At 35.7% G+C, this 16,885-nt stretch carries 19 protein-coding genes; 2 read left to right on the forward strand and 17 right to left on the reverse strand.

Annotated features, from left to right (window positions below; all coding sequences use genetic code 11):
* Nucleotides 1–148: 148 nt before the first annotated feature.
* A complete protein-coding gene (locus MHH95_RS03380) occupies nt 149–1,084 on the forward strand; it encodes an S-layer homology domain-containing protein (RefSeq protein WP_340726459.1) in 936 nt (311 codons plus the stop codon).
* A 69-nt stretch (nt 1,085–1,153) separates the two neighbouring features.
* Here MHH95_RS03380 and psiE read toward each other — a convergent pair whose 3' ends face one another.
* The 3 genes from psiE to MHH95_RS03400 form a co-directional block, all read right to left on the reverse strand.
* Nucleotides 1,154–1,582 (reverse strand): phosphate-starvation-inducible protein PsiE, encoded by a 429-nt coding sequence (gene psiE, locus MHH95_RS03385; RefSeq protein WP_340726460.1) that lies wholly within the window; start codon nt 1,580–1,582, stop codon nt 1,154–1,156.
* A gap of 130 nt (nt 1,583–1,712) precedes the next feature.
* The gene (locus tag MHH95_RS03390) at nt 1,713–2,300 is read right to left on the reverse strand and encodes a DUF4166 domain-containing protein (RefSeq protein WP_340726461.1); all 588 of its coding nucleotides are present in this window, start codon (nt 2,298–2,300) and stop codon (nt 1,713–1,715) included.
* Nucleotides 2,301–2,660: 360 nt separating this feature from the next.
* Nucleotides 2,661–3,551: a LysR family transcriptional regulator gene (locus MHH95_RS03400; RefSeq protein WP_340726462.1), complete on the reverse strand. Its 891-nt coding sequence runs from the start codon at nt 3,549–3,551 to the stop codon at nt 2,661–2,663.
* Between the two features lie 89 nt (nt 3,552–3,640).
* Here MHH95_RS03400 and MHH95_RS03405 point away from each other — a divergent pair, with 89 nt between their 5' ends.
* Nucleotides 3,641–4,417 (forward strand): sulfite exporter TauE/SafE family protein, encoded by a 777-nt coding sequence (locus MHH95_RS03405; protein WP_340726463.1) that lies wholly within the window; start codon nt 3,641–3,643, stop codon nt 4,415–4,417.
* A gap of 47 nt (nt 4,418–4,464) precedes the next feature.
* On the opposite strand, the gene MHH95_RS03410 is transcribed toward MHH95_RS03405, so the two are convergent.
* The 14 genes from MHH95_RS03410 to MHH95_RS03475 all read right to left on the reverse strand — a co-directional run bounded on the left by MHH95_RS03410 (nt 4,465) and on the right by MHH95_RS03475 (nt 16,639).
* Nucleotides 4,465–5,340, reverse strand: coding sequence for a pirin family protein (locus MHH95_RS03410; RefSeq protein ID WP_340726464.1), 876 nt, complete (start codon nt 5,338–5,340; stop codon nt 4,465–4,467).
* Between the two features lie 197 nt (nt 5,341–5,537).
* Nucleotides 5,538–6,212 (reverse strand): LrgB family protein, encoded by a 675-nt coding sequence (locus MHH95_RS03415; RefSeq protein ID WP_225231364.1) that lies wholly within the window; start codon nt 6,210–6,212, stop codon nt 5,538–5,540.
* Complete coding sequence (locus MHH95_RS03420; RefSeq protein WP_191701455.1) at nt 6,190–6,588, reverse strand: CidA/LrgA family protein; 399 nt, start codon at nt 6,586–6,588, stop codon at nt 6,190–6,192. The genes MHH95_RS03415 and MHH95_RS03420 overlap by 23 nt, the downstream gene beginning before the upstream one ends.
* Nucleotides 6,589–6,745: 157 nt before the next feature.
* Nucleotides 6,746–7,699, reverse strand: coding sequence for an acetamidase/formamidase family protein (locus tag MHH95_RS03425; protein ID WP_191701456.1), 954 nt, complete (start codon nt 7,697–7,699; stop codon nt 6,746–6,748).
* Nucleotides 7,700–7,717: 18 nt separating this feature from the next.
* On the reverse strand, nt 7,718–8,416 hold the full coding sequence (locus MHH95_RS03430) for an ABC transporter ATP-binding protein (RefSeq protein ID WP_191701457.1): 699 nt from the start codon (nt 8,414–8,416) through the stop codon (nt 7,718–7,720).
* 11 nt (nt 8,417–8,427) lie between these two features.
* Nucleotides 8,428–9,156: an ABC transporter ATP-binding protein gene (locus tag MHH95_RS03435; protein WP_340726465.1), complete on the reverse strand. Its 729-nt coding sequence runs from the start codon at nt 9,154–9,156 to the stop codon at nt 8,428–8,430.
* Nucleotides 9,140–10,195: an ABC transporter permease subunit gene (locus MHH95_RS03440; protein WP_191701459.1), complete on the reverse strand. Its 1,056-nt coding sequence runs from the start codon at nt 10,193–10,195 to the stop codon at nt 9,140–9,142. The genes MHH95_RS03435 and MHH95_RS03440 overlap by 17 nt, the downstream gene beginning before the upstream one ends.
* Before the next feature lies 1 nt (nt 10,196).
* Nucleotides 10,197–11,072 (reverse strand): ABC transporter permease subunit, encoded by an 876-nt coding sequence (locus MHH95_RS03445; RefSeq protein ID WP_191701460.1) that lies wholly within the window; start codon nt 11,070–11,072, stop codon nt 10,197–10,199.
* A 53-nt stretch (nt 11,073–11,125) separates the two neighbouring features.
* Nucleotides 11,126–12,403 (reverse strand): urea ABC transporter substrate-binding protein, encoded by a 1,278-nt coding sequence (locus tag MHH95_RS03450; protein WP_340726466.1) that lies wholly within the window; start codon nt 12,401–12,403, stop codon nt 11,126–11,128.
* A 440-nt stretch (nt 12,404–12,843) separates the two neighbouring features.
* A complete protein-coding gene (locus MHH95_RS03455; protein WP_340726467.1) occupies nt 12,844–13,461 on the reverse strand; it encodes a YdhK family protein in 618 nt (205 codons plus the stop codon).
* Nucleotides 13,462–13,582: 121 nt separating this feature from the next.
* Nucleotides 13,583–14,713: a hypothetical protein gene (locus MHH95_RS03460; RefSeq protein ID WP_339214496.1), complete on the reverse strand. Its 1,131-nt coding sequence runs from the start codon at nt 14,711–14,713 to the stop codon at nt 13,583–13,585.
* The gene (locus MHH95_RS03465; RefSeq protein WP_339214497.1) at nt 14,706–15,218 is read right to left on the reverse strand and encodes an RNA polymerase sigma factor; all 513 of its coding nucleotides are present in this window, start codon (nt 15,216–15,218) and stop codon (nt 14,706–14,708) included. The genes MHH95_RS03460 and MHH95_RS03465 overlap by 8 nt, the downstream gene beginning before the upstream one ends.
* A gap of 85 nt (nt 15,219–15,303) precedes the next feature.
* The gene (locus MHH95_RS03470; protein WP_339214499.1) at nt 15,304–16,146 is read right to left on the reverse strand and encodes a TIGR04104 family putative zinc finger protein; all 843 of its coding nucleotides are present in this window, start codon (nt 16,144–16,146) and stop codon (nt 15,304–15,306) included.
* Nucleotides 16,139–16,639, reverse strand: coding sequence for an RNA polymerase sigma factor (locus MHH95_RS03475; RefSeq protein ID WP_339214501.1), 501 nt, complete (start codon nt 16,637–16,639; stop codon nt 16,139–16,141). The genes MHH95_RS03470 and MHH95_RS03475 overlap by 8 nt, the downstream gene beginning before the upstream one ends.
* Nucleotides 16,640–16,885: the final 246 nt, after the last annotated feature.

A 16,885-nucleotide genomic window follows, 5' to 3' on the forward strand; every position in this document is an offset into this window, starting at 1 on the left:
AAGTGCAGCCAGTGTACATTAAATTGTACTTTGGCTGCACTTTTTAATTAGTGAAATACAAAGCTTTTCTATCAATTTATTGATTATTCTGTTAATAAAATGGTATGTTAAAGGGAAATTACCCCAAATTGGTAAAGGAGCTGAATAGATGAAAAGAACTGTTGCAACTATTGGAATATCACTAGGATTACTGTTTTCGGTAAGTATGGATGTAAATGCAGCAAACGTACATTACAAAGACGTCAAGAAATCCGATAACTTTTACCCATCTGTTCAATATTTATTGGATCAAAAGGCCATTAGTGGAACTTTGCCTAATTTTAGACCTTATGAAAATATTACACGTGGACAGGTTTCCAGTATATTGACAAAGGCATTGGACAATCGCTTAAAAGAGGTAGAATACTCAGATTTGTATTATGGAATCGACTATATAGACGTGCCGAAGACAGATCAATTTTACCCTTATATTGATAGACTGTTCTTTAATGGGATAATGCGTGGCTATACTGTCGGAAATTCTTCCGATTGGGCATTTGGTATAAATCAACCTTTAACACGCGGACAATTTGCCGGAATCATTATAAAAGCCTATGACATTCCATTAATTCAGCGTCACAGTTACAAAGAAAATGGAGCTGTTAAATCGGATATCTTTAACGGCAATTACTTTACGGATCCATGGGGACAACAAATTGCCACACTTGAAACACTTGGAATTTTATCTGGCTATCAGGATGGCAACTTTAAACCTAGTACACCCATTAAGCGTTCACAGTTTGCCAATATGCTAGTAAAGGCTGATAGAGATGAGCTAACCTTTTTTAATCAATCCACTCTTGTGAGGGGATTTATAAAGTTAGGTATCAATGCAGACGTTGCAGTTGAAAAGCTGAAATCCCTTTCAAATAATGAGGTGCTAAAATATATCGCTTCTTATAAAGATATTCGTTATATAGATACGGTTAATATGGCGGCAACAGTCCGAAAAGAAGGGGAAATTATATTTAAAGATATTCAAGTGAAACTTATTGTTGCAAAAGATGCGGATGATAAGTGGCTAATAAATGTAGTTAAGAATTAAAGAACTTGCTATTACACTTTAAAATAAGCCTCAAGCCCTTTCAAGACTTGAAACTTATAATCACTGTATTTAATATTTCTTCACTGGTCTCTCTCTCGGAGTTATATTAATAATATAGTAACCAATGATTAAAATTAATATAACTCCTGCGAAAACAAGTGTATCTAATGCAGAATCATGTTCGACAATAATGAGCCTTAGCATTGCCGTAATCCCGATGTACATAAAGTAACGAAGCGGGAAATGGTAATCCTCTTTAAAGTATTTCACAATCATTGTTATAAACTCAAAGTACAGAAAGAAGACTAAAATTTTAGCTAAAAAGTATTTATACTCCTGCTTCCCGCTATTAATTATAAACTTTAGAAATTCGACCATCTCGACGATGAGCATGACGCATAGAGCTAACGCCAGTACCGATAAACCAATATTCAAAATCACTTGCAACACTTTAGGAATTAATTCCTTGAATGGCTTAGGATTGGTTAAAAGCTTCATTGTACACACCTCCAGATGTTATATTTTCAGATTATTCCATCTGTTTATATGTGTCAATTTTGTAAGCGATTACTATCCCAAAAAATTTTTTCTCTTTGTTTTATTGATTAAATCTCGTGCAAAAAAACTGCTAAAAAGGTTCTGTTTCTTCGAACTCCCCAATATAACTGACAATTTTACCAAATAGGGGATTATAGGTAGCAATTTCAATTGTATACATTTGTTTTTGTTCATCAAAGCTTTCTACCGCGTTGCCACGCCCTTCTAAAATAGAAGGTAGCGGAATTTCAACAGTACCTGCGACAAGCTTTTGTGCCCCGGATTTTGTAATAAGACCACCATCTTTCGTTGTGAAAAATTCTAAATCCGCGCATACAATGGCGGGTTTACCTAAATAATCTCGTGCTGTTAGATTGTTTAAATTAACATGCATTGCAGTTGTAAAGGTTCTTGTTGCGGCAGGAAAGTAAAAAGTTCTTTCAAATATTACAGTGTCCTTGCCGTCCCATGTGTTTTTAAGTGTAAAAGGAATGTTTTTGCCGTTTTCAGGAAACAGGAAATTCACATACTTTCCCAGTAGATAAACAGGCTTTATAAATGGAGAACCTGTTTGAATCTCATGCATGACGCCCTTTGCATAAAAGGGCATTGTATATCGATGCTGCAATTTTGGATGGAGTTGCCCGAACTGTTTACCTAGCAGAGATTGATAGATCATAGAAATCCTCCTAATAGTGCATCCATAAAAAAACAGGATTATGTCCTATTTTGTGGAACTTATTATTGAAACACGAAATTACCTTCATTAAATACGGTAATTTATTTATACGTTAGAAATGAGGAGGCATTCTTTTGATAGTTAATTTATTAGAAAACATTTATCAAATATCAGCGATAATATTATTATTGTGCGCTATCTATTATTATAGACATTTTAAAAAGATGAAGAGGGAAAGAAAGCTGAATTCATCCGAGCTTTCAATATATATTATTACTAGAATTGCTATTATTCTTTTTGCAGCTAGTTATATGCTTCTATTTTTGGATAGAAACTACGGTTAAACACTATAAAGGGAAGTTAGATTATTTCTAAGTCTCCTAATTTCCTTTTTAAAAATTGAATAAACGGATACTCATTCTGATCGGCTTTCCTTGTACAAATAAACAGGCTTTGACTGATTTCTACTTGATCTACAAATACACGCGCAAGACTACCTTGTTCCAATTTCTCCTTTACGCTGACGGCTGGTGCAATGGCCATTCCATAACCAGCTTCAACGACTTTTATTGATTCAAGTACACCTTCCATTTGTAAGCCGAATTTTGGTAGCGGACAATTATGTGTATAAAAAATCGCCTCAAGTAAATCCAGCGTTGAACTGCCCCGTTCTCTATAAATAAAATCATGCCTACTCAATTCAAAAATTGATACTTCTTTATTTGCTAGAGGATGAGTTGGATTTACCACAAACCAAAATGGGATATCCAGTATTTTCTCAAAGGATAAATCTTCATGACCTATATTACTCTGTACAACAAAGCCAAAATCGACTTCATAATTCAGGACGAGCCGCTCTACTGACTGCACATTACCTAACGATACATATACATCGATTTGTGGGTTTTCTAATTTATAACCCGCAATTATTGATGGTAAAATATAATTCGTTGATATATAGGAAGAAGCTATTTTTACGTTCTCCTTCTTCGCCAAAAACGTTTTAAATTTCTCATCAATTTGTTCCTCTAAATAGAATAAGCGCAGTCCTTGTTCATAAAGAAATTCCCCTTCGGAGGTTAGTTGTATCCCTCTTCCCTTTCCAGTTATGAGCTTGACCCCGATTTCCCCTTCAAGTTTGCGAATCTGTGCGGTAACAGCTGGTTGGCTAATATGCAGGATATTTGCCGCTTCAGTAATACTGCCTAACTTTGCGACATTTGTAAAAATTCTTAGTGTATGTAAATTCATTTTCTCACCCATTCATAACTAAAATTTATGAATAAACAAAATATATATATTTGTTTTATGAGTAGTATAGCAGTATTTTGTCATTAGGGGTGATTTGTTTGGAAAACTTACTAATAGAGTGGCTATCATTTGATGGTCTCATATTATTTGGAATTGGTTTACTTGCAGCACTTGTGGGTGTAATGTTTGGAGCGGCAGGATTTGTATTACTTCCTTCCTTATTACTGGTCGGCATCCCCATCCATGCAACCGTTGCAATAAACAAATTTGCAACAGGCATATCTTCATTTTCGACAGTAATTGTTCTGACAATGAAAAAGAGAGTGGATCTGAAAAAAATGATTCCGTTCATGCTCATCGCTGCAGTTGGCGGAATAAGCGGAGCCTTTTTAGCAACAAGACTGTCGGAACAAACGATGAATATTGTAGCTTGTATTGTGTTAATCGTAATGTTCATTTTCGTTATAAAAAGTAATAAAAAATCAGTTGTTAACGAACAACCTGAGATTGAAGAGAAAACTACTTTAATAGCTCCATTCCTCATAGGAATATATGACGGCGGGCTTGGAACGGGGTCCGCGCTTTTAAATATAACGTACTTTCTGAAAAAACAATTCAGCTATGTAATGGCTGCTGAAATGACTCGCTTTGTTATGTTTGCAAGCTGTACGACCGCATTTTTATTTTACCTTTTTTATGGAATTGTTAATTGGGGGGTTGCCGTTCCAGTAGCTGTTGGATCAATCGTTGGCTCCCAAATCGGTCTTAAAATTATCCCTTATTTAAAGGGTAAATGGATTGAGATTTTGCTTCCTATTATCTTCTTCTTATTAATTGTCCAAGTTATCGCTGATTTACTATTTTAATTTATAGAAAGAAACCAGATGATTGCTCCATCTGGTTTCCTTTGAACTTACTTCTCTTTTACGGCCGGTGCGCCAAACTTTCCTTGCTGAAAATCTCGGAATGCCTCTTTGATTTCTTCCATTGTATTCATTACAAATGGTCCACCAAGAGCAATTTCTTCACGGATTGGAACGCCTGAATAAATTAACACTTTCGAACGCGTGACTGCTTTGATTTTCAACTCACTTTGATTCGTTTCTGAACCTTCTTCGTAAAAGGACAAAGTAGCTGCCCCTGTTTTAGTAATCGTTGTCTCATTATCCCCGAACGCCATTTCTCCTGCTAGCATATATAAAAATGAATTATGGTTTTCAGGTAAAACATGTGTATACTCCGCTCCTTCGCGGAGGCTAATTTCCGTCATCGTTATCGGGACTAAACTATTCATTGGACCTGTTACTCCTGCAATCTCCCCTGAATATACTCGAATGGAGCCCCCTTCAAAATTTACAACAGGCGCATCTTCTACATATATATTTTGATAAGTTGTCTCTGTATGTTTCAGGCCTTTCGGAAGGTTCAACCATAGCTGTAATGTATGAATAAGATCATCATCATAAGCTTCTTCCGCATGTCTAGCTGCCCAACCTGCATTCATATATTGAACATCGCCAGCATCTAATATGCTATATCCGCCTGCATTATCGATATGTTCAAGTCTTCCATCGATTACATACGTTACCGTTTGGAAGCCTCGATGTGGGTGATCCGAAAATGTTCCGCGTTTGAACCAGTCTTCCGCCATTAAAATAAATGGGTCAAATTCTTTATTCCTATCTGGAGAAAGGATGAAGCCCTGCTGAATATGAGGGTAACCATTCTTGTTATATTTCGGATACCAATAATCTTTTACTTCTCTTTGAAACGTTGAATCACTCTTCACTTTAAAGCCCCCTTTGATATACTCTGCCGCCTATTAACAATTTTTTACACAACACTTATTGCATAATTAAAGTATAGATATATTCTAATTACCTCTCAAGCAATGCAACTTATCTATAATAGGTAAGTAAAAAGATAAAAGCGTTATCTCCAAATGGAATAACGCTTTTATCCTATGATTTTCGTTTAATTAATTTTTCACATTATTAGTAGAGAAAAAAACGGAACAACAATAGCACCAATAATTGCGCTTAGTCCCATAGATAGCGAGCCTATTGATAATTCCTTTTCTCCAAATTCCTTTAGTTTTGATACCCCTGCCCCATGACTGACACTACCCATAGCAACACCACGACTAATCGGAGTATTAATTTTTGCTATTTTATATAAAAAAGGTCCAAGCAATACGCCTGTATACCCTGCTATCATAACTAGTACAGCTGTCAGCGGTGCAACGCCTCCAATCGATTCACTTACCTGCATTGCAACAGGTGTAGTCATAGACTTTGGCAACGCTGTATAAATAAATTCCTGTGAGGATTTAAATAGCTTTAGTATTATATAAACACTCACTAAACCTGTTAGCATAGCTATGCATATACTTGAAATAATTGCCATTTTATACTTATTGATTAGTAAACGCTGATTATATAGAGGATATGCTAAAGAAACCACAGCTGGACCAAGCATGATTTGAATCCATTCAGCTCCAGCCATATACGTCTCATATGGAATATTAAATATTAATAATACCGCAATTGAAAAGACGGTTACGGTGAAAAATGGTACAAGTAAGGGACTATTTATTTTTAAATATAATCTATTCATTAAAATATATAATGCAACGGTACTAATGATTATTAAGATTTGCATAGTCCCCTCCATTTATTTTTTCGCCTTCTTTATTTTCTATAAATTGACTCGCCTTTCCAGTTATCACTAGCGTTACTGCAGAACTAACAAAAATTGCAACCATTAATAATATCCCTTCTAATCTTAATAATTCAGGGTATTCGATCAAACCAACAGTTGCCGGAATATAGAATAAAGTTAAATATAAAATCATAAAACTTGCTCCATCTTTAATATATTCAACTTTTATAATACCGGTCATCAAACAAATCCAAAGCAATAGAAGACCAATTATACTAGAAGGAATAAATATTCCAGTCCAGCTTACAATAACCTGACCTATAAAATAGAAAATCCATAAAATAAATATTTGGGCAATAATACGTATTATTTTCATAGAGGCCCCTTCTTTCTAAAACGGACATTAACGGATATTTGGCTTCTACAAATAAGCCATAATCGGAAAAAGATAAAACAATTACAATAAGATAACTTAACACTGTAATTGTTTTTATCTTCATAATTTCTAAATATTCAGAAATATTAAGAGGCAATTATTCATCTTTTAAAATGACATCTGCATATTTCTTTTCAATTTTCGCTACAAGCGAGTAATTTGTATCTACCATATTTCCTACATAAAGCTTTCCGATTTGGGTAAGTGCCTGATAAGCTTCAAACTTATCCCATCCCATTTCCTCCATCCAGTAAATCAACTCAGAGTACGCAATTTTAGCTGCATCCTCCATTGGCCTTGCACTACCTACTACCATATATTCTGTTTCACTTTCTATACGTGGCCATTCAATACTTTTTTGTTTAATAAGTTCAAACTTTAGTGTTACGCGCGCTGATACTTCAAGAGCTACACCGCATAATTCTCCATCTCCTTGACCGGCATGACAGTCTCCAGTATAGAAAAATGCCCCTTTATTTTTAACAGGTAAATAGACTTTATTTCCTGGTTTTACATCTGGAACATCCATGTTTCCGCCATGTTTATGCGGGGTTAATGAAGATATTGATTCTAATTCAGGTGCTGTACCAATAGTTCCTAGGAAAGGTCGCCATGGGAAAGATAATTGCTTATTATGAGTTACCATCCCGTCCTCAATTTTATAAATCCAAACCTTTTCAGGTAGTGGTTCTTGCAGAGAAGGAGTTAAATCTGTGGAACTTAATCCGCCAAAACTTTCTTTTAGCGCACTAACCGCCCAATCTCGGTCAGGTTGAATATCTATAATATGAACTACTAATGTATCGCCAGGCTCCGCTCCTTCTATATAGATTGGACCTGTTTGAGGATTTAAGCCTTTTACATCGACCAATACAACAGACGGAAGATCATTTTCATTTGTAACTCGATTGCCAAATGCATCTTTTGTGTGAATTTCTACAACCTCACCTGGTTTTACAACGGCAATTGGTTCTAAATATTTAGAATAAACATAGCTATGCTCTCCTGGTTGAGTGATTACTGTTACTTGGTTCTCTTGAATTTTTACCATTTCATATCCCTCCATTATTTAAACTGCTAAATACTCTTTCAGTAAATCATAATTTTTTATGTCATCACCCTGAATCTCCTGGGCAATCTTCCCTTTATCCATTGCGTAACAGCGTTGGGAAATAGCTTGTATAAGTCCAATATGCTGTTCAACCAATAGTACGGTAATACCTAAATCTTTATTTATTTGTTTAATGATTTCTCCAATTTCTTGTACCAAATTTGGCTGGATGCCTTCAGTAGGTTCATCTAAAATTAATAATTCAGGATTCCCTACCAATGCCCTCCCTAATGATAAAGCTGCCTGTTCGCCTCCGCTTAATGTTCCTGCTTTTTGTTTACGTCTTTCGAATAATTTAGGGAAATAATTATAAATTATTTCAAAGTCTAAATTTCCGCTTTTCTTATTAATTAATTTTCCCATCCTTAAATTTTCTTCAACAGTTAACATGGGAAAAACTTGATGACCTTGTGGTACGTAGCCCATACCTTCCCATGCACGCTCATGAGCTTTTTTATTCGTTACAGCTTTTGAATTATAAATTAGCTCCCCTTTATTTATAGGAACTAAGCCAATAATTGACTTAACTAATGTGCTCTTTCCAATTCCGTTACGACCTATTATAGAAACAATTTCTTTGGATTCTATAACTAAATCTAAATCCCGCACAATCATTATTTTTCCATATCCTGCTTCCATATTATTGATTTTCAGCATTAGACCACCTCCTACGATTGTCCAAGGTAGATCTCTACTACCTTTTCATTGTTTTCAATATCTTCAATCGTCCCTTCAGCAAATTTTTTACCTAAGTGTAATACTGTAACTTGTTGTGCTAGAGACCGAACAAACTCCATATCGTGATCTATGAATAGAATCGTAATTCCATTGTTATTTATCTTTTTAATTAAGTTTGAGATAAATTGAGTTTCTTCAGGTCCCATTCCAGCGACAGGTTCATCCAATAGAAGCAGCGTAGGGTCATTTGCGATTGCCATCCCCATCTCTAAAGATTGTTGTTGACCATGCGACAAATTATTAACCATTTCACTTTTTAAGTGGGTTAAATTAAATTCTTCCAATAAGTAATTTATTTTCTCTTCTAATGCCTTTTTTGAATACGTCCGTTGTGCAGCAATCCTCAAATTTTCATAAACTGTAAGATCTCCAAAAACACCCGGCACCTGCATTTTTATGCTAATCCCTTCTTTAAAACGATCCCACTTCTTCATATGTGCAAGTGATTTACCCTTGTACAATATTTGACCATCACTCGGGTCAAAGATTCCCATGATCATTTTAAAAATAGTACTTTTCCCTGCGCCATTGGGGCCAATTAAGCAATGCAGCTCCCCTTTTCTAATAACTAAATCCACTTCATCTACAGCTCTTAACCCTCCAAAGGATTTACCAACATTTGATAACTTCAATATAGGTTCACTATTTTGTACTTGCATCTTGTAAAGCCCCCCTCTTTTTCGGGTTTTTTTGAAGTTGTTGATAAAGGGAGCTAACACCTTTATCGCTTAATGAAAATAGCGTTTGAATAAGGCCATTAGGCACAAATAACATTACAACTATTAACACCACTCCTAAAATAATCAGTGCATATTGGTTACCGGAAGCAGCAAGTTGTTGTGAACCCCAATAATAAATTAAAGTAAAAATAATCCCTGCAGAAAGATTTTTACGACCAGCAGCAGCTACTAAAACTATAGGGAGTGTTGCAGCAGTTAAGTTTAATGTTGCAGGTGTTAAATAACTCCCCCAGATGGCGTATAATATCCCGCCTAAAGCAGCAATTGCTCCACCTAATGCAAATACAGCAAGTTGATATTTTGGAACGTTATAGCCTAACAGTTGTGTACGATCACGATTTTCACGAATGGCAATAAGAGCATAACCGTATCTTGAAATCATCAAATATTTAATCCCGATAAATACAGCTATTATGGCTAGGAGAATGAAGTAATATAAACTATTGCCCTGTAGCACAAAACTGCCCATTTGAATTGTAGGTATTCCATTAATACCGTTAAAACCGCCTAATAAAATATTACCTATCTTCCATTGTGGTCCTGCAGTTTGCGCTAAAAATGTTTCGATTCCAACTGCCAAACACAATGTAATTAACCCTACAAATACATCGTTAATGCCTCCGTAGAAAATAAAGTAACCTATAACTGTAGCAATTAAAGCACCAAATAAAACACCAATAATCAGTGCAATAAAATTGAATTGTGCATTATTAATGTTCATCGTTAAGATGGCGTAAAAATAACCGCTTAGTCCAAAAAACAAAGCTTGTCCAAAACTAAAGATGCCACCATACCCCCAGACCAGGCTTACACTTATTGATAATAAAACCATCGTTAGAAAATAGGACAGATTCAATACATTGTATGCAGTAGTCATTAGAGGATAAATTAATAGAGTTAAAAATAATCCAATCATCACTATATTTTCAGTGTTTAATTTAAATAGTTTATTTTGCATATTATTTACCCCTTACCTTTAGAAATTTTGATTCAACGAAGCCAGATAAACCAAGAGGCAATAATCTAATGACTAAAATTGTTACAACTAATAAACCTAAACGACCATAAAGTGTTCCCCATATATAATCTACACCTGTATTAACGATTCCAAGCATTGTCCCAGACATAACTGTTCCTATTAAAGCGTTGGCACCACCTACAATAACCGTTACGAAACTTGGCGTTAAAAATCCATTTCCAAATGTCGGAGAAACCGTCATTGTCGCTGCGTATAAAGCACCTGTTAAACCTGCTAAAGCAGAACCTAGTACGAATGTTAAAGAATAGTATTTTTCAGTATTAACCCCTAATGATTTTGCTATATCATTTTTTTGGATAGTAGCTCTCGATAATAGACCAAAGCGAGTATGCATAAATAACCAATAGATGAAAATTAGAATAAATACAGCTACAAAAAACAAACAAATTCTGTATACGGAGTAGGAGCTACCGAAGATCGTTACCGCTCCTAATGGTGTAGCAGGACTTTGCATCGAAGGTCCAAATACGATAAGCATTAACTGACCTAATACCATGCTTATACCAAAAGTTACAACTACCGAATCTATCGTTCTACCATATAACTTACTGATTATTAATTTATCGATTATAAAACCTATTAAGCCAACAACTAAAACACTCAGTACAATTGCTAATATGAAGGGTACCCCACTCATTACAGCAATACTTGCTGTATAGGCACCTAACATAATAAATTCACCATGAGCCAGGTTTATAATCCCCATCATTCCAAAAATAATAGCTAAGCCTACTGCCGATAAAACAAGGAAGGCAAAGTTATCCATAAACTGATACAAAAGCTCAAATGATTTCATAGATTCTACCCCCTTTTTGTGAAAGGCGCTTTAAAAACGCCTTTCATCAATTTTTAATCAAGTGGATTATATTGTACAAATTCAGGTTTAGTAGTTAAATCAACACCCTTTTCAGTTGATAGCCAATCAGGTACGATTGCCTCCCAATGTTTAGGGAAAGTAATCTCATGACCTTTGCCGCTATGAGCTAAATAAACATTTCGAATTGCATGATGAGTTTTACCATCGATAGTGACTAAACCAGCAGGGCCATCATAACTAATTCCAGTTTCCAATGCTTCAATTACAGCATCAGTTTCAGTAGTACCTGCCTTTTCAACCGCTTTAGCCCAAAGCATAATTGCCGAATATTCAGCTTCTGCTTCCATCCCTACATATTTATCGTCAGGGAACATTTTATAAAACTTATCAACAAATTCCTGAGCTTTTGGTGCAATTTCTAAATCACTTTTACCTAACTCCTCCATAAATGTTGCAGTTACATACATATTTTCTAATGCTGGCGGCTGGAACCTCAAATGTTCATAGGCCTGTGCCATATTAACCGTAGTACCCATTGGAATATCTCTAACGCCTGAATTTGCCCATTGACCATAAAAAGCAGATTGTTCCGCACCAGCTAATAACGTAATTAATACATCCGGATCTGCATCTTTTATACGGGAGATTGTGCTACTAAATTGTGAAACACCTAGTGGTATGAATTCTTCTCCTACAATTTCTCCACCATTCTCGACAGTTTCTTTATATACCCAATCCGCTGAAATCTGACCGAAGTTATAATCAGCTGCAATTACATAAACTTTTGGACCATAGTCTTTAATTAAGCCTTCCATTAATGTTTGAATTTGATGTTCAGGAACGCCTCCAGTTGCAAAGGTATATTTACTTGCAACCCCACCTTCATATTGATTGTTATAGAAGTATAGTATTTTGTTTTGCTCGACGATTGGTCGAATGGCTTCACGAGATGCACTTGACACAGCCCCCATCAATACATCCACCTCATCTTGTAAAATAAGTTTTCTAGCCAACTCCTGGAATTTGGTGTTATCTGACTGCGTATCAGGAGCAATCAATTGAACTTGTTTACCTAATAGACCACCGCTTTCATTAATTTCCGATACAGCTAATTCAGCAGCATGTAATTTTTGTAGTCCAATTAATGAAAAGTCTCCTGAGTGATCTTCTAATAGACCTAATTTAATCGTATCTTTTCCCGCTGCACTAGCATCCTTATCACTCTCTTCGCTATTGCATGCTGCTAAAAATAGCATCGAGAGTAGAGAAGTTAGGACTAGCCCTTTTCTAAGGTTAAATAGTTTTTTCATGAACATTACACCTCCGAAATAGATTTAATGTTAGTCTTTCTAACATAAAAGGAATATATCACGCTAATTTTTAATGGTCAATATCACTAAAAACCATACAATTACTTTATTCATGTTATAAAACTTAACAAATAAATATAGTTAATGTGTAATTTAGGATTATTCGTTTATATGGGTTAAATTAAAATAATCTAGTAAATTACGATTTAGTCGCCTAAAGTATGCTGAATATTCTAAATTTTATCTAATTGGTAAAATATGTTTTTAGAATAATATTATCAATTTCATGTTATATAAAATTTTTTTCTTAGTAGCATTTGAAGTAGGTTTAAATACTATTTGAAGTAATTGTTTCGGAATGGGATTTGTAACTCCATAGAACTCTTATTTTTTCGCAAATAAAAAAAGATGCCCACCTTTACATGGACACCTTTCTGATTTTATTTAGAAGATAGTTCGCTTTCTGTTACCCATTTATGATTTTTTACTTGTTCTCCTGTTGTGGAAGTAAAATCAATCATATAAACCGTTGTTTCTACAGCTGAATCTATTATGGCAGTTGCTCCCTGCATTCCTTCCATATGATCCGCATTAAGTAATACTTCTGTTCCAGGTTCTAAAGGTGCTTCTCCTGCGTCCTCTATTTCTTCATGAATAACCCATTTATGATCTTTAACGGTTTCTCCTCCCGTAGTCGGTGTATAGGAAACCGTGTATACCGTTGTATCAAAAGCTCCTGCAATTGTGGCTTCCGCATTTTTCATACCAGGCATGTGATTGGTTTGAATTACTGCGTTGCTTCCAACAGGAAATGTTGGATTTTGGGCTTCTTTTAAATTTTCTGGTACTTCGCCTGTCCCCGAATGGTTCATTGAAGAATGATCCATATCTTTCTCGCTACCATTTTCTGCACCTTCACTTTGTTCATTTAACATTCCGTTTGTTTCTTCCTGTGTTGTTTTATTTTGAGTAGTATCTTCATCCCCTTCCCCGCCACATGCAGCAAGTGCTAATGCAGCAGATAGAGAAATAATGCCCATCTTAAATTTAATATTCATTGTCTATCCCTCCTAGCTATTAACGTATTTACCCTTAGTGTGTAAAGCTAAACTGGGAAATTGGGAATCCCTATGTTGGGATTGCAATTCAAATGGACGCTAAATGCTCAAATTTTATACACTATTTAAATCGTATTAAGTACATGGCACGATCTGGTCCTTCTCCATTTAAGACAAGTGTACCGGCTTCCGTAAATCTCGGTAAAACAAGACGTTCTTTAATACTTGGCAATTTAGATACTCGCTTTAATGCACCATCATTATTTTCAAAGAGCCATACTGTATCGCTGTCGCCTCTTTGTACCGAAACAGCAAAATGCTCACCATCTGTTGCAAAGTCATGTAGCTTGAAAGAAGTTTTAATTGCATGGAATTGACCGCTTTCCATATCAATTGAACCGATAAAAGGCTCATCGTCCCCTTCATTCCACATATAACCATAAACTTGATTTTCTCTTAATTGCAAATATTGAACAGATCGATAGGGTACTGTATAGTTTCCATAATCGTTTATTTCTTTATAATCTTGTACGGTAATTTCTGTCGACATACCGCTTTCTCCTTCTACTGTTTCAGAAGTGACCATAAGACTCCCATTAATTTCAGGAAGACTACTCCCCCCTTCTCCATGAAGTTTTCTTAACTCTTTGATTTCTCCCGTTTTCAAATCCATCATTTTATAGGCAGCACTTGAAGAATTCCCATCAATTCTCGTGACCCCCATAAAAAATAATGTATTGTCCTTCACTTCAATCCCATAAAAGTAATCCGTCTCATATATTTGGACTTCATTCGTTTGACGATTCATTACATGAAGTTTCTCTTCGTTTTCAACAGGCTGTGCCCAAACAAGCCAGTTTTCTGATACTCCATAGTCATAACCCCAGTGAGTTGTTTCTACCAAAAATCTTTCTTGCTTACTAGCAACATCAAATGAATAAAATCCGCGCTCTGTCCGATAAATAAATTCATTTGTCTCATCAAGGTAAGTCGAGTTAGTTAACGCCGTATAGGCTACTTCAGGAAATACAACTTTCTCAATCGTAAAATCTTGTTTATTAAATAACGCCTGATACAAAGAAGGACCGATCAAAAATATAGCAACGACAAGCGTGAAAACAGCAATAAGCGCCGGCATCCAATTACGTTTAGTTGTTGGTTTGGGTGAAGACATATTGTTTCGCATATGTTCCATAATGCGCTTTTTATTCTCTGATGTATCTCGAAGTGGTGTTAAACGATAATTAGTCATGTAAAAGCACCTCCCATTCTTCTTTTGCAAGATTTTGCTTCAGCAAATCCCGTCCACTCTTTAGCCTCGATTTCACTGTACTTTCAGGACGTTCTACAAGCTCCGAAATTTCCTTGGTCGATAAACTTTCTAAATAGTAATAAACAATTACCTCCCTTTGTTTTAGAGGCAATGCTAATATCGCTTTGTCTATTGTATTTAATTCTTCCTGGTGCACTAGGTGATCTCTATGTAAAACATTTTCTTTTGAAAATAATTTCTCAGTTAACTTGATTTTGCGGTACGCCCAACTCTTTAAATAATCTTTGGACGCATTCGCTGTTATTCGAGATAAATACGCCTTTAGTTCGCCTTGTTCCACATAGTTCGAACAATATAATTTCATGAACACATCCTGCACAATATCTTCTGCCATATGTGAATCTTTTACGTAATAATAGGCAATGCGAAACAGGTAGTCGGTATAAGTATGCATCACTTCTTCAATGAACCCGGAAGATTTCAAACGTTCTCCCTCCCTTCTCTATATAAACGAAGCTGACTGCTAAAAAGACGAAAAAAGCTTAGCATATTTTGCCAAGCTTAAATTCTCACTTCTTAAAATCATCCATTGTCGTATCTCGATCAGTAAACTGTACCATAAGCGGGGTATAAAAATATGTTAAGGAGACAACAATTAGCGCTGAAAATAACAATACATAGGGAAAGTGAAGTGACAGGAAATTTTGTAGCCAGATCGGTGCTAATGGTATTAATGCATATCTCATTGTACTTTGTGAGGCATTACCCTCTAAATAGATAATTTTTTGGCAAGAATCGCATTTTTCACGATAGGGCATATAGGTTTTACGGAAAATTTGTTTTCGTGTAAATGGGGTCTCACAATGGGGACAATGTGACTGTTCTCGTTCCCGGGCATCATATAAAACCCATAATGTCACCAAAACTACGGATAATATGACAAAAATTAACTGGCTATACCAAAGGCTCGCAAAATAAATCGTTCCTGCCCATAAAAGAAGAAGTGTGAAGATCACCGCAATTTTAGGTTGAATCGGCTTCGATAAAAAAGCATTCCATTCTTGCACTCTTTCATTTGTTTGCCAACGTTTCGTATTGGCTATACAAGCTTTTCCGATAAAATAAATCACAATCAGCTCAATCGAACTTACCACTGACCAAAGCACGACTGCTAATGATATATTGTGAAACGGTGATTCACTGCCACTAGAAGCTGTCGTCGGCTGAAGTGTCCAGCTGTCTGGCGCAAAACTAATACTCACAAAAAAGACACTTAAAATAAGAAAAGCGGGTAAAATTACCGGTATGTATGATGGCTCTTTCTTTGACGGTCTTTTCGCATTGGCAATCATTTGCTGCTTTTGCGCTTTCGTTAAACGTATTGGTTCTAATCGTTGTTTTAAATTATGCATCACGCAACACCTCCCATTCGATTGCTGGCAATTGATCTTTCAGTTTTTGACGTGCTCTTTGCAGTCTCGTAGCTACTGTCGATTCCGGAATATTGATGTAAGATGCCACTTCAGCAATGGACAAATCATCATAGTAGTAGTGTAATAACACTTCCCGGTACTTTAAAGGCAGCTTCAAAATTGCTTCTACAATTACATCGCGCTCCTCACCCTCCACTACTACCTGCTCACCACTAGGCTCCTGCTTCATAAAGTAATGAACAATTTGGGCTTTTTTCGCTTTCCATTTTCGCAAATAATCATAGCAACGGTTAATCGTCATTTTCGTTAAGTATGTTTTCTCCGAGCTTTTCTGTTCGAACTGTTGCGTTTCATACAGTTTAATAAAAACATCCTGCACTACTTCTTCCGCTGCTTGTCGATCTTTCGTATAAATGTAGGCAATGCGATATAAATAATCCCCGTATTGCTCTACGTAATATTCAATATCCATTCGCCCGCCTCCTTTCTATATTTATTAGACGGAAAAAATGAGCAGGACATCTCATTTTTATTTAAATATACTAAAAAAACCCCTCGTTAAATAGAGGGGTGGAGACAGAAGGTATCTTTACTTATTCATATTAGGACCATTATCAAATCAACATTAATATTTCTTGGTTTTTTCTATGCACATTTTCAATTCGATTTTTTAGTCAAAGATATATAAAAAAACCTCTATGGATATTTCACCAATAGA

Source organism: Solibacillus sp. FSL K6-4121, from assembly GCF_038002585.1.
Taxonomy (GTDB): domain Bacteria; phylum Bacillota; class Bacilli; order Bacillales_A; family Planococcaceae; genus Solibacillus; species Solibacillus faecavium.